Genomic DNA, 26033 nt, shown 5'->3' on the forward strand with positions numbered 1-26033 from the left:
CGTGTCCCGGTTGGGTCGAAGAGCGCTAGCCCTCGACCACGTAGCGCAGGAGCTCCGCCTCGCCGTCGGCGGAAGAGTTCACGCGAGGGGCAAGGGCCGAACCGTCGACGTCCACGATCCCGGGAAGCAGGAGCATCTCGAGCACCCCTCCCGGCCGCAGGGTCTCACCGGGGTCAATGATGAGCGCGCGGCGGGCGTCGTCGTAGCGCCAGGACATGCGCGGGAGGTCGTCTCCCTCAGCGTAGCGCAGGCGTACATGGCCTTGAAAGCTGTCCTCGTCCATGTAGGCGCTGAATTGGACGACCAACCGGCTGTCCGCGGCGATCCCGCGCTCGCCGTCGAGGGGAAGGGCGAAGACGACGGTCGGCCGGCCCGCGACTCCGCGCAGGCGGCGGGGACTCGAGACCCCGGCGGCGGAGGGCGGGGCGACGGGGGCGACTTTCAGGGCGTGGAGGACCGTGACCCCGTTGTGGGTCTCGGGCCGGCCAAGGACCTCGATCCAGTTCACGGTGTCGTTCATCGAGTCCAGGTCCAGCTTGAATCCGGGCCCCGAGGGTTTCTTCCCTCTCACCTCGACCGCGTACTTGCCCGCCTTGATCACCCAGCCCGAGCCGAGCTCTTTCGTGGGAAGGTCCATGTGGAGGTTCCGGCCGCGGAACTTCCCCACGACCCTTATGACTTGCCCGTCCACCGTACCCGCATGGGTGACCAGGTCCTCGAGTGTCACCAGGGGGTTCGGCTCGAGGGAACGGGCCGGCACCGCACCGGGCCGGTCGTACTCCCAGAACGCCACTTCGAACACCGGTGGTAACGGGCTCTCCGTCGCGTGGGGCGCCCGGAGGACCCCCGTTATCTCGACCTCCTCCTTCTCGCTGCCGGCGACGGCGCCCACGACCGCGGCCACGTCCGCGAGGGGCGTGACCGGGATCACGTCGTCGCCATCCTGGAGCCGATACACCGCGGGCTTCTCCCCGATCCTCTGGATCCGGCCGCGGAGGCGCACCGTATGTCCGGCGTAGTTCGCGGGAGTCTCGAGGATCTCCTGCACCGACACGTCCAGCGGCCGCCCATAGAGCGCTTCCTGCAGGACGCCGGAGGGCGAGGGGGCCCGGCCCAGGGCGCCGCGTATGAGGGTGACCGCCATGTTTACGTCCGCCATGACCTCGGGGGGCAGGTCGACGTGTTTGATTTGGGCCCCGCCAAAAGCCGCCGCTCCGTTGAGAGGCATGGCTTGACCGTCGGGCCCCGTGAGCGGCACGAACTGCCTGACTTGGGCCAACTGGTTTTCGGCGACCTTTGTGGACTTGCCGAACCAGGGAGCGTCCGGGAGGGGCATGAAAACGAGTTTCGGCGCCTTCTCCCTCCGCAACTCCACGGCAAAGCCGCCTTCCGTCCTCGCCCGGACTCCCTTGATATCGTCGAAGGAGGCCTCGACACTCAGCTTGCAGCCCAGCTCGCCCGGAATTCCTTGCCACAGGACGAGCCGTCGCGTGGGATCAATGCGGAGAATGCCGCCGTCGGGGCCGTTGCTTTCCTGGTGCGCCAGCTTTAGCTCCAGGGTCCCGCCGTGGTCGGTTATCCAGTCCGGAGCGACCCCCTTCTCGGCGCGGGCAGGGCCGCCCGTAACGATGAGCGTGGCCAGGAGAGCGTTGAGCGCAGAACGTCTGAAAGCGCGCACGGCTTGGCAGTGTAGCTGATCTCGCTGGCCGTGCGGACTCAATTGTTGGTGGAGGCCCTTCCAAGGGGCGGTTCCCGGACAATCTGCGGACGTTTCTGGCCAGGCCAGGCTTTCTTCTACAAAAGAATGGATGGTCGGAGGCTCAAGGGTGGCTCGAGGCGCCAAGACTCTTGGCCGGGGCGGAGCCTTTTCCGTTCGCCTCCGGCGTCGCGAGCCATCCGCGGACCCGCGCGATGTCGCGCGCGTAAAGGGCGGGGGGAGCCCGACGGGTGAAAGCCTCGAAGTAACCCCTCGCTTCCGAGGCGCGCCCTTCACGGACGAGCAGGTCGCCGAGGTTGAAGAGAGTGTCGTACTCCCGCGGATTCAGCTCCACCGCCTTCTTCCAGAGCGCGATCGCCTGCTCCGCGCGGCCGGCCTGGGCCTCGATCACGCCCAGAGAGTTGAAGGCGCGCGAGAGGGTGGGCTCCAGCGCCAGGGCGCCCTCGAAGGCCGCTCGCGCCCGGGGGTAATCCCGGGCCATGAGATGGACGGTGCCGATGTTGACGAGGGCCATCGCGTTCGAGGGGTCAAGGGTGCGCGCCTGCTCGAAGGCCTTGAGCGCCTCCGCCCCGCGGCCCACCTGGGCCAGGGCCGCGCCCAGGACGAAGAGAACGTCCACGTCGGGCGGGGAGGCGGCGGCGTAGGGGGCGAGCCGCTCCACGGTTTCCCGGGCCCGGCCCGACTCATTGAGGTAGGCCCCGAGAAGGGCGGCCGCCTCCGCGCTGCGGGGGCTGAGAGCAAAGGCCCTTCCCGCGGCGTCGACCGCAGCGGGGAGGTTGCCGCTCTCCCGCTCCACGAAGGCGAGGTGGAGGAGCGCGACCGGCATGGGCCGCCGCCGCACGATGTCCTCACCAAGAGCCCGCGCCCGCGGCAGCTCCCCCGCCCGGTAGAGCCGGATCAGCTCGTCAAGGGCGGCGCTCAAGGATATGAGCCGTTTGGGGTCGTCGTCCTCGGTGTAGCGCTTCCCCTTCGCGGGCGCGCTCGTGGCCGCGTAGCCCAAGCTCTTCAGGCGTTCCCGCACCTCCGCGGTCTCCACCTCGGGTTCGAGCCCCCGATCCGCGGCCCTTAGCTGCGCGAGGTGAGCTCGCATGCGCTCCAGGGTCGGGGCCTGGCTCCCGGCCAGGTTGTGCGCCTCCTCGGGATCGGCGGCGAGGTCGTAGAGCTCTGGAATGGGAAGGTCGATGTACTTCATCCCGCCTTCCATGACGCCATAGAGAGGAGCCCAGCCCCGCGTGGCCGCGGCGGAGAGGGCCTCGAAGTAGCTGCTTTGCGCGACCGCGGGGCCTCCCACCGCGAGCTCGAGCAAGCTCCGCCCGGGAAGCTCCCCGGGCAGGGGGAGGGCAAGGGCATCCAAGATCGTGGGCAGGATGTCGACGTGCCGGACCGGATCCTTCGCCACCCGCGGAGCGAAGAGGCGAGGGGCGTAAAGGATGAGGGGCACCCGCAGGGTCGGCTCGTAGGCGAAGGTCCCGTGGGTGGTCTCCCCGTGCTGTCCGAGGGACTCGCCGTGATCCGCGGTCAGCACCACGAGGGTCCGCCCCTCCCCCACCGCCCCGAGGATCGGCGCCAGCAATGGCTCGAGGGCGGCGTCCGCGGCGGAGACCTCGCCGTGATAAGGGTCCTCCCGGAACCGCGACGCCCAGGGCTCGGGCGGCTCGTAAGGGGCGTGCGGCTCGTAGAGATGGACCCAAGCGAAGGACGGCTGCTCACCGATCGTGCCGAGCCATCGCTTGGCCGCGGCGACCGTCAAAGAACCGCGGCGTTCCTCCATATGAAAGGCCGGGCTCACCTCCGTGTCTCCCAGATGGTCGTCGTATACGTCGAAGCCGCGGTTCAGCCCGAAGCGGGAGTCGAGGGGGAAGGCGCTGACGAAGGCCCCCGTGCGGTAGCCCCTCCCCTTCAGGATGGTGGCAAGGGTCTCCAGGCCCGCGGGGAAGCGGAACCCGGAGTTGTCCCGCACGCCATGCACCACGGGGTATCGGCCGGAGAGGATGTTGGCGTGGGAGGGAAGGGTCACCACGTTCTGGGCGTGGGCCCGCTCGAAGCGGACGCCCCCCGAGGCCAAGCGGTCGATCCAGGGAGTCTCCGCGGTGGCGTGCCCATAGCAGCGGAGGGCATCCGCACGCAACGTATCGATGGTGATGAGGAGGACGCTCATGCCCGGAGCGCGCTTCACCTTCGGAGGGAGCCACCGGCGGCCCCCCCACAGAGCCAAGACGGCCAGGCCGAGGAGAGCGGCGACGAGGCTCCGTTTCGTCCAGGAAGAGTTGCTCGCGGGCGCGGGACCCGCGGGAGGCGCAAGACCGGATCTTCGTCGCTGGGAAGGCAAGCGCTCCTCGCCGGGTCCTCTTGGGTCCCGTGTGCGAAGGTTAACGCCGGGTGCGCGCGGGCCGCAAACTCCGGAGCGAGGACCTCGACCACGACGCGAGCGCGTCTGGACGGCGGCCTCTTGTCGGCGTGGATTCAATCCCGCCGCGTTCTCTTGTCGCATCGAGGTTCAACTCGCTGGACCTCGGGCGTCCAAGGAAAGAACTTGGAACACCGACGCGTGGCCGAGCGTCTCAGTTCGCGAAGCCTCGGGGGGCGGGTTCAAATCGCTGTTTTTTTGGAAGGCAAAGGAGGACGCATGAATCGCAGACGCCTGGGCGCGCTCCTGGCGGCGCTGTCGCTGTGCGCGGGGGTGGCCGCTCAGGCCGGATCACCACATTCCTTGAAACTCAAGCTGGAGTCAGCGACGACCGTCAAGGGAGAGACGCTCGCCCCCGGGGACTACACGCTGTCCTGGACGCCGCAAGGCAACGAGGCCGAGGTCACGATCGCCCAGCGCGGCAAGGTCGTGGCGAAGGCCAAGGCCACGCTCCTGGAGAAGGAGAAGGCAGCCCCCGACGACATGGTAGTGTTCCGAAAGGGAAATGATGGCGCGCAAGTGATCAGCGAGATCCGCCACCGGGGCGACAAGGCCGTGCTCGTTTTGCCGGCATCCTGAACTCCGGCCCCCCGGGGGCGGCGTTGGCGCCGCCCTCGGGACCACCCCGTCCCGCTCGCGAAGAACCCCGAGCGTTTCGTCCCCTCGGGAGCCCGGCCCCCGCGCGCCGCGCGTCTGGTCGGTGAAGCTAGCCTGTCTCCACCGAGCGAAAGACCCCGCCCGAGACCCACTGGCGGAACCAGCGGAAGAGCTCGGTCTCGTTGGGTGCATGCCGCCCACCTCCGCGGATGGCCTTCGTGATGGCCGGCCCAAGGGGCGTGCCTTGGGCCAGGTCGGCCAAGAGGTCGTGGGCGGCCCGGGTGAGATCGAGCCGGAAGACCCGGTAGTCGCGGCGGTAGACCGCGACCCAAGTGTCCTTGAGGCGGGCCCGGGGGTGCTCATGGTTGTCGTCCCGCACGGTCTGCAGGTAGGCGTTCACGGGATAGCGGAAGGCGAATAGAGCAAAGGCCTCGATCGCTTTCAGGCGCGCGCTCTCCCAGGCCTCGGGAGCCACGGCCGCGATCGCCGCCTCCGTCAGGGGCGGCGTCTCGGGAGCGTCGAAGACCTGGCTCACGGCCAGCTCCAGCCGGGCGAGGTCGTGGCAGAACTCGGGGCGCTTGACCCCGGGCGCGGTCCGGACGAACTCGGGCAGATGGTCGCCCAGCGGGTTCAGGCTGTAGCTCCGGGAGGGGAAGGCCTGCACGTAGCCCCGCACGAGCTCGCGGAAGGCGTCCTCCCCCAGGAAGTGTTCGAGGGCGGGAAAGTCCGTCTGCAACGCCTCCTGCATCCGCAGGAGGTACATCCCGTGGTAGATCCCCAGCCGCTCCACCGGCTGCAGGGTCCTGGAGGGCAGGACCACCTCGCCGACCCGGGCCACGGGGATCTCCTCCTCCGCCTCTGAGGAACGGACCGCATCCTCCACCGCACCCGGGTGAACGACCACGGACTGCATCCAGCGCTGGAGACGCGGGAGCGGGATCTCAGGCGCCATGGGTGCCCGTCCGCAGGGACGCGGGGCTCTCCTCGCGGTGCGCCCGGGCCTTCAGGGCCTCCGCGTGCACCACCTCGAACTCGGGGATGTCCTCGTCCCACTCGTAGAGGGTGGCGACGGGGCCGGTCCGCTTCCAGGCCCGGCGATAGAGGCTCCAGACCTCCGCGATGGCGTGGTCGCTATGGGTGTCGACGATATGGGTCCCCTTGTTCGTGTGGCCGGCTACGTGGTACTGGACCACGCGGTCCGCGGGAATCGAATCGATGTAGGCGTGGGGATCGAAGCCGTGGTTGAACGAGCTCACGTAGACGTTGTTCACGTCCAGAAGCAAGCCGCAGTCCGCCTCCTCCGCCAGCCGGGCCAGGAACTCCCATTCGGTCAGGGTGGAGGCCGCAAATTCCACGTAGGTCGACGGGTTCTCCAGCACCAGCGGGCGCTCCAGCATCTCCGAGACCTGCTTCACCCGGTCGACGGTGTGGCGGAGCGCCTCCTCCGTGTAGGGCATGGGCAGCAGGTCGTGGGTGTTGCGGCCGAGGACGCCCGTCCAGCAGAGGTGGTCGGAGATCCAGTGGGCGCGGGTGCGGGCGGCCAGGTCCTTCAGGTTCTGGATGTGCTCCCGGTTCAGGGGGTCCGTGCTGCCGATGGAGAGGGACACTCCGTGCAGGGCCACCGGATACCGCTCGGCCACCTGGTCGAGGACGTAGAGCGGGCGCCCTCCGGTCTTCATGAAGTTCTCGGAGAGGACCTCGAACCAGTCGACGGGCGGATGCTGGGAGAGAATGTGTCCGAAGTGGACCGTGCGGAGGCCGACTCCGATTCCCAGGTCCGGAAAGCCCCAGCGGTTGGGCATGTGGGGAGGGGGAGAGGCCACGGGTCACCCCGTGGCCTCTCTTGAACGAACAGCTACGACTTCTTCTCTTCCTTGTGAGGAGTCGCGCAGCCGCCCTTGCCCTTGCAAGAGTTCTTCCCGGCGCAGCCGCCGTCGCCGGACTTGCAGCCGCCCTTCCCCTTGCACTCGTTCTTGCCCTTGCAGTCGTGCTTGGCGGCGGCCGACGCACAGCCGCCCTTGCCCTTGCAAGAGTTCTTCCCGGCACAGCCGCCATCGCCGGACTTGCAGCCGCCCTTGCCTTTACAGTCGTTCTTGCCCTTACAGCCGTGGGTGTCCTTCTTGTCCTTGTCCTCGGCCTTCTTCTCGTCCGCTGAGAGCTTGGATCCGGCGACCATGCCGGCGACCACGGCTCCCATGATCTTCGTGAAATCTCTCCGATCCATTCTGAGTCTCCTTACCGTGCGAAACTGGTTCTCAGACAGGCCTAGAAACTGTCCGAGGTCAGGGTACGCAGAGGCTGACGTTTATCCCCCCAAAACCCACTTCCTGTCAAGGCCTGGGGGACCGTCTGGGCCTTGGCCACTGGGGTTACGCAGCTGGGCCCCGCCCCGGATTTCCCCCGGTTCTACGAACAACCAGCGAGTCCGGTCTGATCGCCTTGGGCTGCCTTTGCTTCCTCGCGGCCGGCAGGCCCTCTGATGCTAGAATGCGAGCCGAGGAGACCCGCCCTCGGGAATGGACCCTGACCTTGAAAAACTGATCCGCCTCCAGCGCGCGGAGACCGATCTGCGCCGGGTGGAAGTCGAGCTGGCAGAGATCCCTAAGGTGCGCTCCGCCCTCGAGCACCGGCTGGCGGGGGACAAGGCGCACCTGGAGGCCGCCCGGGCCGCCCTCGAGGCGTGCCAGAAGAGCCGCCGCCAGCACGAAGCCGGCCTTCAAGATCTTGAAGTCAAGCGCTCCAAGTACAAGGGCCAGCTCATGGAGGTCAAGACCAACAAGGAATACACGGCCGTGCTCCACGAGATCGAGAACGTGGAGCGGGAGATCCGGGCCTTGGAGGACCAGATCCTCCTCGAGATGGAGCGCGCGGAGTCGCTGGCCGCGGAGCTCAAGCAGGAAGAGGGACGGTTTAAGGCCGCCGAGGAAGACGGGCGAGCCGAGGCCCGGGCCCTGGAGGCCCGGGCCCGCGGTCTGGAGGGGGAGGCCAGCAAGCTAGGCGGTGAGCGGGACGCGATCGCGGCCACCATCTCCGCCGACCCGCTGGCTCTCTTCCAGCGCGTGGCCCGCTTGCGGGGGGCGGGGGTGGCGGAAGCGCGTGACAGCATGTGCCAGCTCTGCCATGTGAAGCTCAGGCTGCAGATGTACGTGGACCTCAAGAAGAACGAAGTCATCGTGCAGTGTCCGGCCTGCAGCCGCATCCTCTACTACTCGCCGCCGGTCCCCGTCGTCAGCCCTGAGCTGTGAGCCTCCCCCCTCCGGGTGAGCTCGTGATCCACATCGACGGCGCCAGCCGCGGGAACCCCGGGGAGGCCGGCTTCGGGGTGCATGTGGCCGGGGCCGACGGGGCAGAGCTGGCGGGGCTCTACGGTTACCTAGGCCGAGCCACCAACAACGTGGCGGAATACCAAGCCCTCCTGCACGCCCTCCGCTGGGCCCTGGCCCGGGGCGCGCGCCGTGTTCGCATCTTGTCCGACTCGGAGCTCGTGGTTCGGCAGGTGGAGGGCAGCTACCGGGTCAAGCACCCCGACCTCATTCCCTTGCACCGGGAGGCGCGCGCGCTTATCGGCCGTCTGCCAGAGGTCCGCCTCGCCCACGTCCCCCGCGAGCAGAACCGCGAGGCCGACCGCCTGGCAAACCGAGCGTTAGACGAGAAGGCCTCCGACCTTGGCTCGCTCTAGCCCGTCCAGCCCACGAAGCTGATCATCCGCCCCCCACCCGGACCCTGGCGGCGGTAGGAATGGTAGTGGTCGGCGTGGCAGAACGTGCAGTCGCTTAGGTGGTGGATGTTGGCGGAAGCCAAGCCGGCACCCTCCATCTGCGAGACCACGGCCGCGCGCAGGTCCAGATGAGGGCGCCCGCGGGGTCCGGCGAGGAAGAGGGGGGAGCTCTCGGGGCCGAAGGCCTCCCGGACCTCCTCGCCCACCTCGTAGCAGCAGGCGCCGATGCCGGGACCGACGGCGGCCAGCACCTGGCGGGGATCGGAGCCGTCCGCCCGGAGGACCTCGAGCACACGCCGGACCACCCCCGCCACGGTTCCGCGCCAGCCCGCGTGGGCGGCGGCCACCACCCTTCGGCGCGGGTCCACGAGCAATATCGGGAGGCAGTCCGCGGTCTCGATCCCGAGGAGGAAGCCCGGAGCTCCGGCCATGGCGGCGTCGGCCGGGGGTTGGCCGAGCCAGGGCGCGGTGAGCACGGCCGCGCCGTGGACCTGGGTCATGAGAAGGAGGCGGCCCGCGGAGGCCAGGGCCGCGCCCACCCGCTCCTGGCTGGCCGCGCGCGTCTCCCCTGGGGCGCCCCGCCCGGGCTCGAACCCGTGCACGAGGCCGGGGATGGCCAGGAGAGCGGGCACGGTGAGGGCGGAGAGAGCAGGTGCGGCGGAGGGACGCTCGGCCATGAACGCATCCTAACCGAGGGAGTACACTCACTCCATGCCCCCGGATGAGGGTGTGGTGGCCAGCGCGCTGGAGCTGATCGAGATCGACGAGGTGGCGCGCCTGCTCGCGGCGGGGGCAGAGGGCCTCTTCACAGAGGCGGAGCGGGCCTACGCGGGGTCCAAGCCCGACCCCGCGCGGCGACTGGCCGCGCGGCTGGCCGCCAAACGGGCGGCCGCCCGCCTCCTCGGAGTCTCTGTGCGCGAGGTTGAGGTGTTGCGGGACCACGGTCGCCCACCCCGACTGCGGCTTTCGGCCCTCGCGCAAGAGCGCCTTCGGGAACTGGGGGCGGTGCGCGCGCTCGTGAGCCTCACCCATGAGCGGCGGCACGCCGCGGCCGCCGTCGTGCTGCTGGGGGAGGAGGGTTGAGCTGGCTCCGGCGGGGCCTGCAGCTGGGGGTCCTCGGCCTTGTCGGGGCGGGCGCGCTCGTCGCCTACCTCGGTTACTCCCCCCCGGGAGACCGGGCGCCCCACCCCTTCAACCACGACCGCAACGCGGTGTGGTTGGAGCACCGCTGGCTGGAGAAGGTTCAGGGCGCGGACGAGATGGAGGGCCTCTTCCGGGGACTGGCCGAGCGCGGCGTCATCTATGTCTATCCGCACCTCATCCCCTTCAACCCCGCGGGGCGGTTGCCCATCCACAGCCGGGAGCAGATGCGGGCCTTCCTCGCCACCGCCCGGCGCGTGGCCCCCGACATGAAGGTCCTGCCCTGGGTGGGCGGCCTGCGCGTCGGCTACCGGCGCACCCGGCCGGGCACCCTGGACCTCGCCGACCTTGGCCAGCGCCAGCGCATGGTGGCCGAGTGCCGGGGCCTGGTCGACGAGGGCTTCGACGGCATACACCTGAACGTGGAGCCGGTGGACGACGGCAACGTGGAGTTCCTGGCCCTGCTCCTGGCTCTGCGCACGGCGGTGGGACCCGGCCACGTGCTCTCCCTTTCCGCCACCCGCCCCGCCCCCCTCTCCATCCCCCTGGCCCCGCATTTCTTCTGGAGCCCCGAGTACTACGCGCGGGTGGCAGGCCTGGCCGATCAGCTCGTGATCATGGCCTACGACACCGCGTTGCCCACCTCCGCCCTCTACCAGCGTTACGTCTCCTACGCCGCTTCCTCCGTCACCACCGCTCTGGGGGCCTCCCGCTCCCGGGCCCGTGTGCTCATGGGCATCCCTACGTACCGGGAGACGGGCTTCATGCACCGCGCCGGGGTGGAGACTCCCGAGAACGCCCTTCTGGGCGTGGTAGCCGGGCTGCGCGGCGTGGGCGGGGGCGGCACCTTCGAGGGCGTCGCTCTCTACGCGGAGTGGACGACCGACGAGAAGGACTGGGCGGTCTACGAGCGCGTCTGGCGGGGTCGGCCCGGGGGTTAGGGCTCGGCAACGGCTGGCCACCGAGCAGCGAGCGGCCCGAGGGTTAGGCGGTTCGGCTGGGCTGTGTGACACTAGGGCGTTGCCCGGAAACCAGCTGGGTCTTCGGGAGGTTCTAGATGCGCTGTAAGTCCTTTGTGATGAGCTTCTTCTGGCTCGCCGCCGCCACCCTTCTGGCCCAGTCCCCGCACCCCGCACCCCGCAACTTGAAGATTGCCATGATCGCCAAGAGCTCGGCGAACTTCGTGTTCCTGTCCGCTCAACGCGGAGCCGAGGATGCCGCGCGCGCCCTCTCGCAGAAGCACGGCGTGTCCATCGAGGTGAGCTGGCTCACGCCCGCGCGCGAGGATGCCGCGGTGCAGGCGGAGCGGATCACCCAGGCCGTGCGCGACGGCGCCAAAGCGGTGCTCATCTCCTGCTCCGACGCTGCCCAGCTGACCGGCCCCATCGACGCGGCCGTGGACGCGGGGGTGGCGGTCATGACGTTCGACAGCGATGCCCCGGGCTCGAAGCGCTTTGCCTTCTACGGCGCCGATGACGGCGATCTGGGCGACAAGGTCATGACCGACCTGGCGGAGCTGCTGGGTGGCCAGGGCCAGGTGGCCATCCTGGCCGGTAGCCCGAACGCGCCGAACCTCCGGGCCCGCGCGGAGGGCGTGCGCAAGGCCGCGTTGCGCTACAAGAAGATCGAGGTCGTCGACTCCGTGAACCACATCGAGACACCCCAGGACGCCGCCCTGGCCGTTCTTCGCGTGGACGCGGCGCGGCCGAAGCTTGCCGGCTGGGCCATGGTGGGCGGCTGGCCGTTGTTTCGCTCCAGCCAGTCGGCAAACCTGGTGGCCGAGCTGCAAGAGCGCAAGCTCAAGGTGATTGCCGTGGACGCCCTCCCGGATCAGCTCAACTACGTGGAGCGTGGCCTCGTGAGTGTTCTCTGGGCCCAGCCCACCTACGACTGGGGCAAGGTGGGCGTGGAGACCATCGTCGACAAAGTGCTTCTGGGCAAGAGCGTTCCCTCCAAGCTCCCGATGCAGCTCGTGCGTGTCTCCCGCCAAAATCTGGCCTCCTGGACGCAAATGCTGAGACGATGGGGGTTCACGGGTCTGCCCGACGAGACGCTCAAGTCCCCTTAGCCGGGAGTCCACGCGGGCTCATGCTCGGCCCCGAGCCAGATCGCGGGGGCAGGGCAGGACTCTCGAAGCCGTTGCTCCTTCCCTGGGCCCCGGGTTCTTGTGTAGACTCAAGCCCGGCGGGACGCCGCCCCCGCGAGAGTGACCAACGGCATGTCTCCAGCCGTCCACGACCATCGCGCTCGAAGCAGGGTCCCGACCCTTCTCGTTTTCACCCTGGGAGCGGAGTCCGAGGCTCGGCGTCACCCACTCCTGCCCGAGAGCCTTCGTGATTCCGAGATCCAGCTGCGCCGCGCCTGCCTGGCAAGCGTTCTCGGGGCGGGACGCACGGTTGGGTGCCGGCTGGAGGTGTCCTCCCCCCGCCCCCTGTCGGTGGACGGAGCCTCCTGGTGGGAGCAGCGCGGCGCCAGTTTCGGTGAGCGTTTCCACAACGCACTGGTCGGGGCCTGGTCCCGGACCCCGGGACCCGTCATCGCCGTGGGCACCGACGCCCCCGGCTTGGGCCCGCGTCATCTCCAGCGAGCCCTGGAGCTGCTGGCCCAAGACGAGAACCGGGTGGTCCTCGGGCCCGCTGGGGATGGGGGCGTCTATCTGGTCGCCGCGGCCCGGCCCATCGAGGACCTACAATCCGTCAGCTGGTGCGGCCGGGGAACGCGGCAGAGCCTCCGGCGCGCTCTGCGCCGCGCGAAAAGGCCGGTAGCACTATTAGCCCCCCTCGAGGACCTCGACCGCCCCTGCGATCTCGACCGCTGGATCGCCACTTCTCCCCGGGGCCCCCTGCTCGCTTGGGCGCGGCGGCTCGGACGTCTTCTTGCGGCGCGACGGCTCTGCGGCTTGAACCCGCCCCGCCCCTACGTCCCAACGCTTTGGGCCGCTGCCTCCCTCGGCCGGGCCCCGCCCTCCCCGCTCCCCCCGCCTTTCTCCTGACCTTCAGCCGGGGCTCCGCCCCGGGGCGGCGGTCGGGTGTCTCCTTGGCCGAAAGGACAGACTGTCATGGTTCCCCCTCGCGCGCTTCTGGTGTCGCTCTTTGTGCTCCTCGGGCCGGGGCGCCTCTGCGCCCAAGCCGGCCTGGAGGTCACGGTGTACCAGCGGGGGACGCAGGCGCCCATTCCGGGAGTGGAGGTCCTCGTCCTCAATCCGCAGACGAACTTTCGATCCCTCGAGGTGACCAACGACCAAGGCAAGGCGCATTTCGCGGCCCTCTCCACGGCGGGGACCTACGACGTAGGGGTGGCGGAGGGCCAAGCTTTCTACGCCGTGACCGCGCGGGGGCTGACTCTGCGTTCGAACTTCGACCGGAGCGTGACCTTGACCCTGATCCCCCGCGCCCAGGCCAAGGAGGCGGTCACCGTCACTGCGGAGACCAGCATCGCCCAGGTGAATGCGACGAGCGCCGAGGTCTCGTCCACTCTTGCCGCGGACGAGCTCGCCCTCCTGCCCGTAGAAGGGCGTGACATCACCCGCTCCCTCTACCGGCTACCCAACGTCACCCCCGCCACCGGCTTCTACCCGGAAGCGCCGAACGTCAGCATAAACGGGGCCAACTCGCTCTACTCGAACTACATGATCGATGGCCTGGACAACAACGAGAACTTCCTGGGCGGTCAGAAATTCGCCCTGCCCTTGGGATTCACCCAGGAGATCACGGTCCTCACCAGCAACTACGGGGCGGAGTTCGGCCGCACCGGCAACGGCATCTTCAACATCACCAGCCGCTCGGGGGGGAACGCGCTCACGGGCGAGGTCTTCTACCTGATGCGCCCCGGCCCCGCCCTGGACGCCCACAGCCCCTTCCCCCAGCACGACCTCTCCGGGAACCCGGTCAAGGATGGCTTCCAGCGCAATCAGGGAGGCTTCGGTCTGGGCGGCCCCCTGGTGCGGGACCGGACATTCTTCTACCTGGATGCCGAGTACACCCGCGACGTGAAGGACAACCTGCTGCGCTCGCCGGAACTGGGGGTGGACCAGACCGTGACCGGCCACAATGGCTTCCTCTACCTCTCCGGCAAGCTCGACCACCGCCTGAGCCAGGACTGGACGGCGTCGCTGCGCGTGAACGAGGGCCGGGTGACGATCGAGAGCCCCGGGGGGGGCTTGGACGGGGGCGTGACCTTCCCCTCCGCCGGCAGCTCGCAGGACCGCGACTCGACGCTGGTGGCCGCCCGGGCCTTCCACGTCGGCCGCGAGCTCGTCTTTGAGAGCGCTTTGCAATACAGCCGCTTCCGCTGGAACTACGGCCGCGCCCCCGACCGCCCGCAGACCGTGGTCCTGGGTGCGCAGGGCCAGACCATCGCCGTCCTCGGCAACCCCGGGTTCGTGTTCGACGACGTCGAGAACACCCTCCAGATCCAGGAGAAGGTCACCCGGCACGCGGGCCGCCACACGCTCCGGCTGGGCACGGACCTTCTGGGCGCCCAATTCGCCTTGACCGGTGGCGGCAATGTGCACGGCAACTACCTGGTCCAGCTCACGCAGGCCCAGCAGGACGCGCTCCGCGCTCGGGGGTTGGGAGCGGGCTTGCGACCGGAGGACATTCCTGCCGATGCGCAGGTCCTCGACTACAGCGTCGAGCTCCGGCCGACCGACTTCGGGCGCCGGCAGAACCTGGTGGCCCTCTACGCCGAAGACCTCTTCGCGGTCACGAGCCGGCTCAACCTGACCCTCGGCCTCCGCTACGACTACGACAGCCTCTCCAAGGGAGGGGGGAAGGCGGGCGATACGGACAACCTGGCTCCCCGGCTCGGCGTCAACTACCAGCTGAGCGACGGGAGCACGCTGCGCGGCGGCTACGGAGTCTTCTACGACAAGATCGTCTACTCGATCGTGAGCGACGCCCTGCAACAGAACTCCACCGCCCCCGGATTCCGGGGCCAGCTTCAAGGCCTCATCGCGCTCGGCCTGCTCCCCCCGGACACGGACCTCGACCGGATCACCTTCGACGGGAACCTCAGCGCGGACTACGAGAACGTCCCCTATCTGGGCGGCCCCACCCCCGCCCAAGCTCAAGCCCAGCGGGGGCTCGTGGTCAGCAACGAGCGCCGCATCCTGAACCCGCTCGGCTATCCAAATCCCCGCGCGCAGCAGTTCGCCCTCGGCTACCAGCGCCAGATGGGGGAGCGCCATCTCTTCTATGTGGACCTTATTCACGCCCGCGGGGAGGGGCTGCCCCGCCTGCGCGACTTGAACGCCCCCGCCCCCTATCCGATCGATCCCGCTAACGTAGTGGTGCGCACGGAAGCCCAGGCCAACGCCACGCGGCCGGTGGGGGTAGCCCCCGGGGGCGCCCGCAGCATCATCGTGACCGAGACCGCAGGCAAGTCGCGCTACTACGCCGCCAGCGTCAATCTTGTGAAAGCTCGCGGGCGCGACCCATTCGCCTACCGCCTCTCCTACACCCTCTCCTCCCTCAAGAACGACACCGAGGACATCAACTTCCGCGCCCAGGACGCCAATGACTTCGCGCTCGAGTACGGCCCCTCCATCAACGACCGGCGGCATGTCGTGAGCGCGATCCTGTGGGCCTACCCGGTGGGGGGGGTGGGGCTGAGCCTGGCCGGGCTCCTCCAGAGCGGGCAGCCCATCAACCGCATACCCGACGCCCGGCTCTACGGCACCACGGACCTGAACGGAGACGGCCGCTCCTTCGCCGACGCCTACGACGGCAACAGCGACCGCTGGCCGGGCGCGCCCCGCAACGGCGACCGCCTGCCCTGGGCCTACACCTTCGACCTCGGCGTCCAGGGCACGATCAAGGTGGGGCAGAGACGCCTCGAGCTCAGGGCCGACGTGTTCAACCTCTTCAACCACATCAACCTGTCCGGCTTCAGCAACAACGCCACCCAGAGCAACCAGATCCAGGTGGGCCCGCCGGGGGCAATGATCGTGGAGAAGAACTCAGCCCCCCCCCGTCAGTTCCAGTTTGGCCTGCGCTATGCCTTCTGAGGTCCTCCCCCTCCAGAGCCCGTTCGAGACCTACCAGTCTATCTATTGGGTCTTCACCCAACTCTGCAACGACAACTGCGCGCACTGCTACAACGACTCCTCGCCGCGGGGGCAAACGATCCCCCTCGAGGACGGTCTGGCCATCGTCGACAACCTGCCCGGCCGCTTGGGCCGGCTGATCCTCTCCGGGGGCGAGCCCTTGACGGAGGAGAAGAAACTCCACGCGCTCCTGGAGGCGGTGGCTAGAAAGTACGGCGGACAGACCCAGGTCATGCTCCAGACCAACGGCGACCTCCTGACGGGAGAGAAACTGGACGCCCTCCTGGCCCGGGGGGTGACCCGCATCGACGTGGCCAGCATCGACCGCTTCCACAAGCACGCGGGGGCACGCAGGGCGGAGCTGGAGGCGCTCTTCCAGAGCCGGGGTATGAGCGGCGACGACCCCCGGCCTTTGATCAGCAAGCGGACTTACCTCAAGCACGAAGGCTCGAGCTATGGTTTCTGGGGAGCCACGGAAGACCTGTGGCTCGGCGGGAACTGGGCCCGCGGCGAAGCCCTTCGCCAGGATGTCTGGCTCCAGGACGGAACTCATAACTTCTGCGCCATCCTCTCTGGGGCCCGGGGCTTTCTGGGGGGCACCGAATTGCCCCAGGAGCTCTCCATCCAGCTCTTCAAGATAAGCCCCTGCTGCCCGGGCACTCTCTATCCCTTGGGGGACGCCCGCCAGGAGCGGGTGTCCGCGGTGCTGGACCGCATCGCGGCCTCCCCGATCTGGAAGAAGCTGAACGAGGGCGACGCTTACGGCGTGGGGGAGTCGCTGGGGGTGAGCGGGGAGTATGGTCGCAAACGGGCCCTCGCCCTAAAGAACGTCTGCCTCTGGTGCGACGAGTTCATGGCCCGCTTCCTGGAGCCGGGGACCCTTCGGCCCCGGAACCCGCCCGGCCCGGAGCCCCGACCCCGAGTCGTTCTGCCCGTCCGCCCAGCCTGACCGCCCTGCCGTCATTTGCCGGCCACGCCTGCTCGAGCGCCGCAACTCACGAGTTTGGTTGGAGAGGGACCCGCACCTCTCGCTCAGACCACCTCAGGCCGCGGCCGGCCGGTCCTCCACGATCTGGCCGTCGCGGATCTGGATGATCCGTGAGGCCACCCGGGCCACCGCCTGGTCGTGGGTGATCATGAGGATGGTCTGGCCGCCCGCGTGCAGCTCGCTGAAAAGGCCCACGATCCCCTGGCCTGAGCCGGAGTCCAGGTTCCCGGTCGGCTCGTCGGCCAGGACCATGGCGGGCCGGTTGACGAGGGCGCGGGCGATGGCCACCCGCTGCATCTGGCCGCCGCTGAGCTCGGTGGGCTTGTGGTCCATGCGGTCCTGAAGCTCCACCCGCCGCAGCATCTCCTCCGCCCTCTCCCGACGCTCCTTGGCCGACACCCCCGCGAAGAGTAGCGGCAGCTCCACGTTCTCGAGTGCGCTCGCATAGGGAAGGAGGTTGAAGTTCTGGAAGACGAAGCCCACGTGCCGGTTCCGGATCTCGGCCAGGCGATTGCGGTCCAGCCCCGCCACCGCTTCCCCGGAGAGCACGTACTCGCCGGAGCTGGGGGTGTCCAGACAGCCCAGGATGTTCATGAGGGTCGACTTGCCGGAGCCCGAGGGGCCCACCACCGCCACGTACTCGTTGCCCCCGATGTCAAGGTCGATGCCGCGCAGCGCCTCCACCTCCACCCGGCCCATGCTGTAGACCTTGCGGATCCCTTTCATCTGGATCATGTCACTCGTACCTCAGGGAGACAGCGGGGTTGACGGCGGCGGCGCGGCGGGCCGGGAAGTAGCCGGCCAGCATTCCGATCGTGCCCAGGATGGTGGAGGTGGCGACAGCGATGGCGGGCGAGAAAGTGGGCCGCCCAAGGAACTCGAAGGCCTCGCCCTTCAAGGGGATGGCGGCGATGCCGGCCATGAGGCCGAGGCTGACCAGGGTGCCCATGAACCCTCCGAGCACGGTCATGAGCAGGGCCTCCAGGACGAAGGGGGCCATGACCTGGCGGGACTTGGCCCCGAGCGCCATCTTCACCCCGATCTCGCGCGTCCGCTCCTTGACCACCGCGTACATGATGTTGGCCACCCCCATCCCCCCCACGCCGAGGGTCAGGGCCCCGATCACGCCCAGGAACATCTGGATCCCGACCGCGATGTTGGTCGTCAGCCGCTGGTCCTCGCGGGTGTCCCAGATCCCGAGGGAGCGGGTGTCGTCGGGGTCGAATTGGTGCTTCCCGCCCAGGATCCGGTAGATCTCCGCCTTGGCCTGGTCCCCCAGATCGGGGCGGAGCGGCTTGTAGACCAAGTTTCCGACGGTCGCATCCGAGTAGGTGGCCTTGAAGGTGCTGGCGGGCATGGTGGCCTGGCCCTTGTCGGGCCCGCTGTACATGCCCATCATGATCTTCTTTTGCATGACGCCCACGACCAGGAAGCTGGACTGATTGATGAGGACGGTCTTGCCCACCACGTCCTGGGTGCCGAAGAGGTCCTGGGCCAGCTCGTCCCCCAGGAACACGACCCGGCGCTTCTCGGCCAGATCGGGCTCGTCGATGAACCGCCCCCCCGCCTGGGGGACCTGATTCCTCATCTCCCCGAAGGAGGGGTCGACGCCCCGGATGCGGGCGTTCACGGTCTTGGTCCCCACGGTCAGGCCCCGCCGCCGGGAGTACTCGCGGCTCAGGGACTGGAGCTCGGGGATCCGGGCTTTGAGCAGTTCCGCGTCCTCGTCCGTGAAGCTGACCGTCCGCCCGGAAGGAAGGCCGCGGTAGGCCCGGGTGGTGGCCCCCGGCCACACCACCCCGATGCCCTCGCCCATCCCGAGCTTTCCGCGATGGAAGGCGCGCTTCAGCCCTTCCCCGAAGGAGAGGAGGAGCACGATGGAGAGCGTGCCCCAGGCGATGGCGAGCACGGTCAAGGTGATGCGCTTCCGGTTGTGGGCGGCGTCGGCCCGGAACAGCTTCCAAACCATCAGCACTTCGGCCCGGGAGACCATGGATCAGGCCAGCTTCAAGGCGACCACGGGGTCCAGCATTGAGGCCCGTCGGGCCGGGAAGTACCCGGCCACGAATCCGATGAGGCCGAGCAGGGTGGCGGTGGTGAGGATGACGACGGGCGAAGCCTCGGGGGTGCCGATGTACTCGTCGAGGCTCTTGGGGAAGGCGGCCATGACGAGGAGGGTGACCAGGAAGCCCAGGGCCCCCCCCACCGCGGTCAGGGTCAGGGTCTCGGTCAGGAACTGCCCCTGGATGAAGCGCGGCTTGGCCCCCACCGCCAGCTTGATCCCGATCTCCCGCGTTCGCTCCTCCACCACCACGTACATGATGTTGGAGACCCCGATCCCCCCCACGATGAGGGTGAAGGAGCCGATGATCCCGAGGAAGGCGCGGAAGGTGCCGAAGAACACGCGGAAGAACTTCTCCGCCTCCGTGGTGTCCCACATTCCGATGGCTTCCTTGTCCAGGGGATCGAACTGGTGGCGCCGGGCCAGGACCTCGTAGACCTTGCGGGTCACCTCCTTCACCTGCCCCTCCTCCCGCGGCTGGAAGATGAAGTCGTCAACGTAGCTCTCGGTGAAGAAGCCGTTGAAGGTGGTCTCGGGCATGAAGGCCTTGTCCTGGTCGCGGCCGCTGTAGCTCGAGTCCTGGGCCTTCTTCTCCATGACCCCGATCACCACGAAGGGGGCGTTGTCGATCATCACCGTCTGCCCCACCGCCTCCCCGTCGCCGAACAGGTCGTGCTTGAGCTTGTCGCCCAGGAAGAGCACCCGCCGGCGGCGGTCCACGTCCACGTCGTTCACATAGCGCCCACCGGAGGCGGGGATGATGTTGCGCATGGCCGCGAAGATGGGGCTGTTGGCGGAGATCTGAGGGGTGATCCGGACCCGATCGTGACGGAACGCACTCTTGCTCCGCTCGTGCTCCCCGGAGAAAGTTGCCTCCGGTATCTCCCGCTTCAAGACTTCGATGTCTTCGTCGTTGACCCGGATCCGGCGGCCCTTGCCCAGCCCTTGGTAGGGGATCGACGTTCGCGCCGGCCAGGCGATCACGATGTTCTCGCCCATGCCGTGCTGGTTCTTCCGGATGCGTTTCTCCAGGCCTTCTCCGAAAGCGACGAGCAGGGAGACGGAGACCGTCCCCCAGGTGATCCCGAAGAGGGTTAGCACCGTGCGCACCTTCTGGTGCCGCACGTCCTGCAGCATTTGCCGGAGGAAAGACAGCGACGTCATGGTCGGGGTCCTCGATCAGCGCGCCCGCACGCTACTCGATCTTCTTGGGCGGCCGCTCGACCACCAAGTCCTTCTCGCCCAGGCCGTCCGCCACCTCCACGATCATGCCGTCGGAAAGGCCGATCTTGATCGGCTTCTTGACCGGCTCGGAGTCGCCCGGGCCCGGGATCTCCACTGACGCCTTGCCCTCCGTGAAGGTCACCAGCCGCTCGGGGATCTGCAGCACGTCGGCCTTCTCGCGGACCGCGATGTCGGCGTTGGCGGAGTAGCCCGCGCGCAGGACGACGTCCTTGCCGGGCAGGAGCTCGATCTCCACGTCGAAGAGGGTGGCCCCCTCCGCGGTTTTGGACTTGGGGGCTATCTTGTAGACCTTGCCCTCCACCTTGGCGTCGGGCAGGGCCCCCACCTTGATGTGGGCGGGCATTCCTTCTTTGAGCTTGCCCACGTCGATCTCGTCCACGGTGCCCTTGAACACCAGGGTGGACATGTCGGCGAGGCTGGTGAGGGCAGTGCCCGCCTGATAGGAAGTGAGGGGTACGACGGGGTCGCCCTCGTTCACGAGCAGCTCGAGCACGGTCCCCGAGATGGGGGCGCGGATGATCGACTCCACGTTGAGCTCGTGGGAGTGCACGCGCCCCTTCTCGACGAGGGCCAGCCGCTCCGACGACAGGTTCAAGTGAATCTGCGCCTCCTGCAGGTCCTTGTCCGTCTGCTCCCAGTCCTGGCTGGAGACGATGCCCTGCTGGCGAAGAGCGTCGTTCCGGTCCCACTTCTTCTTGGCCTGATCGAAGACGTTGCGGGAGCTCTCGACTTCCCGCCGCGCCTCCGTGAGCTCGAGGGGCGTGGGGTCGGGAATGATGTCGAAGAGGGGGTCCCCCGCGGCCACCTTGTCCCCCACCTGGCGGTAGGAGATCTTCACGATCCCCGAGATCTTGCTCTTGACCGCAATCTCGCGCTTCGGCTTGATGGCCCCGATGGCCAGGGCCTTCTCGACCACTGGCCCCCGGGTGACGGCCACCGTCTTCCAGCCTTTGTCCTTCTGGGAGTTGGACTTACTGTAGAGGGCGACGGAGAGGCCGCCCGCAAGGACCACGACACCGATACCGATCAGTCCCTTACGCATGAGTGGGGACATCCTTTCTCCTGATCTCGTCACCCACTAAGACGCTTGGGCCCCCACCGAGGGTTCAAGAAAATTCCGGATGGGCCTACTTCCAGTGGATCTGGTTCCTATAAGTGTCGCCCCGCCCCGAGCCCACTTGCACCTCCAGGGTCCAGGACGTGACGCCATCCCGCCAGACCCCCGTCTCCTCATAGAGGAGGGCCCGCTCCCGGGGGGCCAGCTCCGCCTTGGGCGGCGGGACGGCGGCGTCGGAGCGGGCCCCGTTCAACGCGCTGGATACCCTCAGGGTCGCGACCTTGATGCCCTTGCTCCCCTCGTTCTGCAGGAACACCTTGACCGTGTAGGGGTCGCCCGCCGCCAGCCGAGGGGGGATCACCTCGAATTCGATCCGACCCGGCACGTCCGCGGGCTTCTTCACGGAGACCTCGCGCGCGTCGAAGGCCTTGAAATCGCCGCGCGCCCCGCGACCCTCCCCCGCCGTCTTTCCCGAGGTGAAGGTCTTCTGGAGGGACGCGACCGCGGACTGGGCGGTGGTGCGCCCGTTGCGGGCCCTCGCGTTCTCAGGCTCTTTTTTCAGGATCTCGTCATAGAGCTGGACCGCGGACTCGAACTTGCGACCCTTAGCGACACTGTCCGCCTCGTCGATCATCGCGGCCAGATCGGGGCCGGGGGGGCTGGGAGTGGGGAGCGCCTTGACCCTCGTCACCTCGGGGGCAGCAGGAGACGCGGGCGGGGCCTCGGGGGACGGCATCGCCGACGGCGTAGGCGCGGTGGCCACGACGGCGGGGGCCGGCGAGGGTGGGGCAGAGGCAGGCTGTCCGAGCGGGGCCGCCACCGTGACCGCGCGCCCGGTCGAGGAGCGGTCGCCCACCAAGACCCGGAGGGGCACGCTCACCTGCCCGGCGCCGGAGAGCCCGAAGTCGGGCACCTCCACATCGAGGGCGGTGGGCGAAGCCCGGAGCACCCGCCCGACCTTGTCCCCGAAGAGGACGATGTTGCCGCCCGGCTCGGAAGAGAAGTGAGTGCCGCGCAGCGTGACCGTCTCCCGGGCCGGAATCGGAAAGACCCCCGCTACCTGGGGGGTAGCCCAAAACTCGGAGGCCACGTACACGGCCAGGGCGAAGAGCAGGAGGCTGACCAGGAGGAGGGCGGCCTCGGCGGCCGCAAACCCAGAATTGCTCGGCGTGCGTTGGGCAGGCATGCGCAGCCGGTTAGGACACCGGGGCGACTTTCAAGTACCGGGGCGATGTCCCCAGGGCCTTCCATTTCTCGGGAAGGCGGTAGAGGGGATTGGGCGTTTCCAGGCAGACCCCGCAGCGGATGCAGCCCTGGACCTCGGGGCAGTGGGGGGAGAGGGCTTCCTTCCGGCTCTTGTCCAGCTCGCGGAGGTGGTAGGCCTTGCTCACGCCGTTGTCGACCACGTCCCAGGGCAGCGTCTCCTGGGGGCTCCGCCCGCGGAAAAGGTAGAAGGCGGGGTCGAGGCCGGCGGCCCGGACCGCGCGCGGAAGATCGATCCCCTCCCGCACCGCGAGTTCCAGGGCATCTCCCAGCCGCCGGTCGCCCAGAGCCAGGATCGACTGCGCGGTCCCCGTACGCACGCTCTTGCAGATCGCGTCCACGTTGGGCATGCGGCCGAAGGCCCGGCGCAGGAACTGGAGCTTGCGATCGGTCTCCTTGGGGCTCGGGACGGGGAGCCATTGGTAGGGCGTGCCCGGCTTGGGCACGAAGGGGTTGACGGAGGGGTGGATACGGCCGATCCGCCCCCGGCCCCGCGCCACCTTCAGCATCCGCTGCCTGATCCCTTCGGTCAGAGTCACGATGGCTTCCACATCGGCGTGCTCTTCCCAGGGCAGGCCCACCATGTAGTAGAGCTTCAGGTTCTGGATCCCGTTCTCGAAGATCCAGGTGGCCTTGTCGAGGATCTCCTCGTTCGTGAACTGCTTGTTGAGGATCCGCCGCATGCGGTCGGATCCGCACTCGGGGGCCAGGGTCAGGCCCTGCACGCCGGTGTCGGCCAGCCGGAACACGAAGTCGGGGGTGAGATCGTCCAGGCGCAAGGACGCCACCGAGACCTCGTAGCCCTGGCCCGCCAGGTCCTCCACGATTCCGTCGATCTCCGGGTGGTCGCAGACGGCGGTGGAGACGAGGCCGATCTTGCCCGTGGCCGCGCGGACCTCGCGGGCACGGTCCACGATCGCGCGGCGCGAGAAGCCGCGCACGGGCAGGTAGTTGTAGCCCGCCCAGCAGAAGCGGCACATGCAGGGGCAGCCCCGGGAGATCTCCACCATGAACTTCATGGACATCTCGGTGTGGGGGGTGAGCACCACCGACTGCGGCAGCGCCATCTTTCCCGGCCAGCCGCGCTGGCGGATGGCGGGGCCGGGGCCGTCGTAGGCGGCCACCGTGCCGTCCTTGTGGTAGCGCACGGAATGACGGGAGGGGACGTAGAACCCGTCCTTCTCTCCCAGGGCCTCGAGGCCCCGTCGGGGATCGGAGGCCCCGACGAGCGCCTCCATCATCTTTGGTACCAGCGCCTCCCCCTCCCCCACCGCCACCAGGTCCGCGAAGGGAGCCAGGGGCTCCGGGTTCAGGAAGAGGGCGGAGCCGCCCAGGATCACGAGGGGGTCGTCTTTCCCCCGATCCGCGGCCCGGAGGGGAATCCCCGCCAGCCGCAGCATCTGCAGCACATGCAGATAGTCGTTCTCGAACGACACCGAGAAGGCGAGGGCGTGGAAGCGCCGGAGGTCGGTGCCCGACTCCAGGCTCACCAGGCTCTGGCCGCTCCGCTGCAGCTCTTCCCGGTCCCGGTCGTCGGGCAGGAAGGCCCGCTCGCAGAGGACATCGGGCAGGGCGTTGAGCATCTGGTAGATGCTCTGGAAGCCCAGATTGGACATCGCCACAAAATAGAGGTTGGGGTAGCAGAGGGCCACCCGGAACGAGCCCTGGTGGGGCACGGCCTGCAGGAAAACCTCCGCCTCGCGGAGGAAGGAGTGGCGCTCGTGCAGCCGTCGGCTCATAGGGCATTCCTCCCGACGCTGGGAGGACCCCCTATTCTACTGGAGATTCACCACTCTACGGAGAGGCCGACCCCCGCCCCCGTCCCCTTGGCGTCGCTTGTGGGGACGAGGCTGACCCGAGTCCGTCGAGCGAGCGGCTCGCCGTTCTCGCGCACCACCGTACGGCCGACGATGTAGCCCAAGGTCGCTCCCGCGAGCACATCGCTCAGGTAGTGCTTGTCCTTGACCAGACGCGAGGCGCCGATGGCGCTGGCCACGAGGTAGGAGGGGATCCCCACCTTCGGCCCGTAGTGGGCGTTGGCCACGGTGGCCCAGGCGAAGGCCGCCGAGGTGTGGCCGGAGGGAAAGGAGTAGTTGTCCGAGCCGTCGGGCCGCGTTCGGTGGACGGCCCTCTTCATGACCTCGGTGTAGACCTCGCTCAGGATCAAGGCCTCCGTGATGTCGTAGCTCGCGGCCCGGAAGCGTCCATCCCCGACTAGCCGGCCGCTGGCGAAGAGCCCGAGCGCGATGGGCGCCATCACGGGGAAGCTCCCCCCCGTGTCCCCTGCGTTGCCGAAGATGCTCGCGGGGGAGGAGACCGCGCTCCTGGTCCGGGTGTCGAGGAAGGAAGAGCCTCCGCTGACCGCGGCTCCGATCAGGAGGGGGGCCAGACTGTCCTTGCTGAAGACGCCCACCAGGCCGCGGCCAAGGTTCCGGGGGAAAGCGCCGAGGGTCCGCTGCCCGTCTTCCGGCGAGCCGTCGCTCGGGAAAAACCGGCCCAGGTCCGGAGGAGCGGGAGGGTCGAGCGTTTGAGAGGAGAGAGGGGCGGCGAGGACCGCTCCCAGGACCAAGAGACCGCTGACCCGCTTGGTTTGTAGCAACAGTGGCTCCCTCCGTCACGACGGGCACGGACTAAACCTCGGATTCTAGCATGGCTCCTGCACGCCGGGGAAACGACCGGGCCAGCGGTCGTGGGTCAGTTTGGCCAATGGCGCCGGAAGCGCTCCGCTAGGGATCGCTGAGCGTCGCCACTCCTGGCTGCGTACCGGGTACGCCCTTTGGGTCAGTGCGCAGGGGGCGGACAGCGTATCCCGGCCGCCGCCATCGTCGCCGCGCACATGGTGCAGTTAAGGAAGTTCACTTGGTAGGAAAAGCTCCCCGCGGCAACCTCGCCCACCGTGGTGAGCGCGGTGAAGCTTTCCTGGATCCCGCAGGTGTTGCTGCCGTCGCACGCGCTCGCGGTCGAGCAGCAGCCGGAGCCGCCGCTGTAGAGAGCCCGGTTCATCACCACTACCGTCTCGCCCGGGCCGACCCCGATGGGGGCGGTTCCGTAGGTGAATGAGCTCGACCCCACCGAGCAGCCCCCCGAAAGGCCCTGGGTTGTCTTGCGGACGCCGGTCACGCTCACGGCGCCGGTGGCCGAGTGATTCACCAGCGTCACCTGGGCGATCACGTCCATCTTGCAACTGATTTGCTGCCCGGCCTGGGGCGACGCCGCGGAGGCGGAGAGATCGGCCAGCGTCGCCGGCACGAGAGTCGTGGGAGGGGGAGTGGGCGTGGGCGCACTCGGGGGGCCGGTGTGGCAGGCGGCCAGGCCGCCCAGACAAGCGCCCGCGACCAGAATCCACGAGCCCCGGGAACAAACGCGCACGCTCAAGTATGCGACGCCCGGAGGGTGCTTGGCGAGTCGATTGTTCGGTAGTGTGTCCTGAGTCACGGTTCTCGGTCGGGTCCAGCCTTGGCGAGGCGTACCCCGAGACCCAGCATGAGGAGCATTCCCGGAACCGAGCCCGGAGACGTTCCCGCGCGTTTCACGGCCGACAACCGATCTTTCTTCATGTCCACCGGGGAGAGCTGCCGGCCCGTGTCTTCAAGGTGGACATCCTGACCGGGCAGCGGTGGCTCTGGAAGGGGATCACACCCAGCGACCCCGCCGGGTTGGCTCAGCGGATCCGGGACGTCCTACCGACGCCCGACGGCCGCTTCTACGTCTACCGCCTCCGGCGTATCCTCTCAGAGTTGTACGCCCAGGGGCTGAGCTAGAGCGCCGAAACTGAATGCCAACCGCCGGTGGC

Annotated in this window: 24 protein-coding genes; 10 read left to right on the plus strand and 14 right to left on the minus strand. The window is 68.6% G+C overall.

The window, feature by feature from the left end; all coding sequences use genetic code 11:
* Positions 1–25 precede the first annotated feature (25 nt).
* Positions 26–1678 carry an Ig-like domain-containing protein gene (locus VN461_23625; protein ID HXB57771.1) on the minus strand — a complete coding sequence of 551 codons (1653 nt, stop codon included), beginning with the start codon at positions 1676–1678 and terminating at the stop codon, positions 26–28.
* Positions 1679–1820: 142 nt separating this feature from the next.
* Positions 1821–3875 (minus strand): sulfatase-like hydrolase/transferase, encoded by a 2055-nt coding sequence (locus tag VN461_23630; GenBank protein HXB57772.1) that lies wholly within the window; start codon positions 3873–3875, stop codon positions 1821–1823.
* Positions 3876–4343: 468 nt separating this feature from the next.
* On the opposite strand from VN461_23630, the gene VN461_23635 reads away from it, so the two are divergent.
* Positions 4344–4703, plus strand: coding sequence for a hypothetical protein (locus tag VN461_23635; GenBank protein HXB57773.1), 360 nt, complete (start codon positions 4344–4346; stop codon positions 4701–4703).
* 127 nt (positions 4704–4830) lie between these two features.
* Here VN461_23635 and VN461_23640 read toward each other — a convergent pair whose 3' ends face one another.
* From VN461_23640 to VN461_23650, 3 genes are read right to left on the minus strand one after another with little or no spacing between them, the layout of a single operon-like run.
* Positions 4831–5673: a DNA-binding domain-containing protein gene (locus VN461_23640; protein HXB57774.1), complete on the minus strand. Its 843-nt coding sequence runs from the start codon at positions 5671–5673 to the stop codon at positions 4831–4833.
* Positions 5663–6523, minus strand: a complete 861-nt coding sequence (locus tag VN461_23645; GenBank protein HXB57775.1) for a DUF692 domain-containing protein — start codon at positions 6521–6523, stop codon at positions 5663–5665. Before VN461_23645 ends, VN461_23640 begins: the two co-directional genes overlap by 11 nt.
* A 53-nt stretch (positions 6524–6576) precedes the next feature.
* The gene (locus VN461_23650; protein ID HXB57776.1) at positions 6577–6945 is read right to left on the minus strand and encodes a hypothetical protein; all 369 of its coding nucleotides are present in this window, start codon (positions 6943–6945) and stop codon (positions 6577–6579) included.
* A 292-nt stretch (positions 6946–7237) separates the two neighbouring features.
* Between VN461_23650 and VN461_23655 the strand changes: the two genes are divergently transcribed.
* Positions 7238–7966: a C4-type zinc ribbon domain-containing protein gene (locus VN461_23655; GenBank protein ID HXB57777.1), complete on the plus strand. Its 729-nt coding sequence runs from the start codon at positions 7238–7240 to the stop codon at positions 7964–7966.
* Positions 7963–8400 (plus strand): ribonuclease HI family protein, encoded by a 438-nt coding sequence (locus VN461_23660; protein HXB57778.1) that lies wholly within the window; start codon positions 7963–7965, stop codon positions 8398–8400. The genes VN461_23655 and VN461_23660 overlap by 4 nt, the downstream gene beginning before the upstream one ends.
* On the opposite strand, the gene pgeF is transcribed toward VN461_23660, so the two are convergent.
* Positions 8397–9116: a peptidoglycan editing factor PgeF gene (pgeF, locus tag VN461_23665; protein HXB57779.1), complete on the minus strand. Its 720-nt coding sequence runs from the start codon at positions 9114–9116 to the stop codon at positions 8397–8399. The two genes, VN461_23660 and pgeF, sit on opposite strands and share 4 nt — an antisense overlap.
* A gap of 55 nt (positions 9117–9171) precedes the next feature.
* On the opposite strand from pgeF, the gene acpS reads away from it, so the two are divergent.
* From acpS to VN461_23695, 6 genes are all read left to right on the plus strand, one after another.
* Positions 9172–9522 (plus strand): holo-ACP synthase, encoded by a 351-nt coding sequence (acpS, locus tag VN461_23670; GenBank protein ID HXB57780.1) that lies wholly within the window; start codon positions 9172–9174, stop codon positions 9520–9522.
* Positions 9519–10520 (plus strand): glycosyl hydrolase family 18 protein, encoded by a 1002-nt coding sequence (locus VN461_23675; GenBank protein ID HXB57781.1) that lies wholly within the window; start codon positions 9519–9521, stop codon positions 10518–10520. Before acpS ends, VN461_23675 begins: the two co-directional genes overlap by 4 nt.
* 116 nt (positions 10521–10636) lie before the next feature.
* On the plus strand, positions 10637–11647 hold the full coding sequence (locus VN461_23680) for a substrate-binding domain-containing protein (protein HXB57782.1): 1011 nt from the start codon (positions 10637–10639) through the stop codon (positions 11645–11647).
* Between the two features lie 150 nt (positions 11648–11797).
* Entirely contained in the window at positions 11798–12571 is a 774-nt protein-coding gene (locus tag VN461_23685; protein ID HXB57783.1) for a DUF2064 domain-containing protein, read from the plus strand.
* Between the two features lie 66 nt (positions 12572–12637).
* On the plus strand, positions 12638–15586 hold the full coding sequence (locus VN461_23690) for a TonB-dependent receptor (protein ID HXB57784.1): 2949 nt from the start codon (positions 12638–12640) through the stop codon (positions 15584–15586).
* Positions 15576–16574, plus strand: a complete 999-nt coding sequence (locus tag VN461_23695) for a radical SAM protein (GenBank protein HXB57785.1) — start codon at positions 15576–15578, stop codon at positions 16572–16574. The genes VN461_23690 and VN461_23695 overlap by 11 nt, the downstream gene beginning before the upstream one ends.
* Before the next feature lie 93 nt (positions 16575–16667).
* On the opposite strand, the gene VN461_23700 is transcribed toward VN461_23695, so the two are convergent.
* From VN461_23700 to VN461_23735, 8 genes are all read right to left on the minus strand, one after another.
* Entirely contained in the window at positions 16668–17348 is a 681-nt protein-coding gene (locus VN461_23700; GenBank protein HXB57786.1) for an ABC transporter ATP-binding protein, read from the minus strand.
* A 1-nt stretch (position 17349) separates the two neighbouring features.
* Positions 17350–18606: an ABC transporter permease gene (locus tag VN461_23705; GenBank protein ID HXB57787.1), complete on the minus strand. Its 1257-nt coding sequence runs from the start codon at positions 18604–18606 to the stop codon at positions 17350–17352.
* Between the two features lie 3 nt (positions 18607–18609).
* On the minus strand, positions 18610–19839 hold the full coding sequence (locus tag VN461_23710) for an ABC transporter permease (GenBank protein HXB57788.1): 1230 nt from the start codon (positions 19837–19839) through the stop codon (positions 18610–18612).
* A 31-nt stretch (positions 19840–19870) separates the two neighbouring features.
* Positions 19871–20962: an efflux RND transporter periplasmic adaptor subunit gene (locus tag VN461_23715; protein HXB57789.1), complete on the minus strand. Its 1092-nt coding sequence runs from the start codon at positions 20960–20962 to the stop codon at positions 19871–19873.
* Between the two features lie 85 nt (positions 20963–21047).
* Positions 21048–22163, minus strand: a complete 1116-nt coding sequence (locus VN461_23720; protein ID HXB57790.1) for an IPT/TIG domain-containing protein — start codon at positions 22161–22163, stop codon at positions 21048–21050.
* Positions 22164–22173: 10 nt separating this feature from the next.
* Positions 22174–23979 (minus strand): radical SAM protein, encoded by a 1806-nt coding sequence (locus tag VN461_23725; GenBank protein ID HXB57791.1) that lies wholly within the window; start codon positions 23977–23979, stop codon positions 22174–22176.
* A 47-nt stretch (positions 23980–24026) separates the two neighbouring features.
* Positions 24027–24839: a phosphatase PAP2 family protein gene (locus tag VN461_23730; protein ID HXB57792.1), complete on the minus strand. Its 813-nt coding sequence runs from the start codon at positions 24837–24839 to the stop codon at positions 24027–24029.
* A 182-nt stretch (positions 24840–25021) separates the two neighbouring features.
* Positions 25022–25609 carry a hypothetical protein gene (locus VN461_23735; protein ID HXB57793.1) on the minus strand — a complete coding sequence of 196 codons (588 nt, stop codon included), beginning with the start codon at positions 25607–25609 and terminating at the stop codon, positions 25022–25024.
* A 224-nt stretch (positions 25610–25833) separates the two neighbouring features.
* Between VN461_23735 and VN461_23740 the strand changes: the two genes are divergently transcribed.
* Positions 25834–26001, plus strand: a complete 168-nt coding sequence (locus VN461_23740) for a hypothetical protein (protein ID HXB57794.1) — start codon at positions 25834–25836, stop codon at positions 25999–26001.
* The last annotated feature ends 32 nt before the right edge of the window (positions 26002–26033 follow it).

This window comes from Vicinamibacteria bacterium, assembly GCA_035570235.1.
Lineage (GTDB): Bacteria > Acidobacteriota > Vicinamibacteria > Fen-336 > Fen-336 > DATMML01.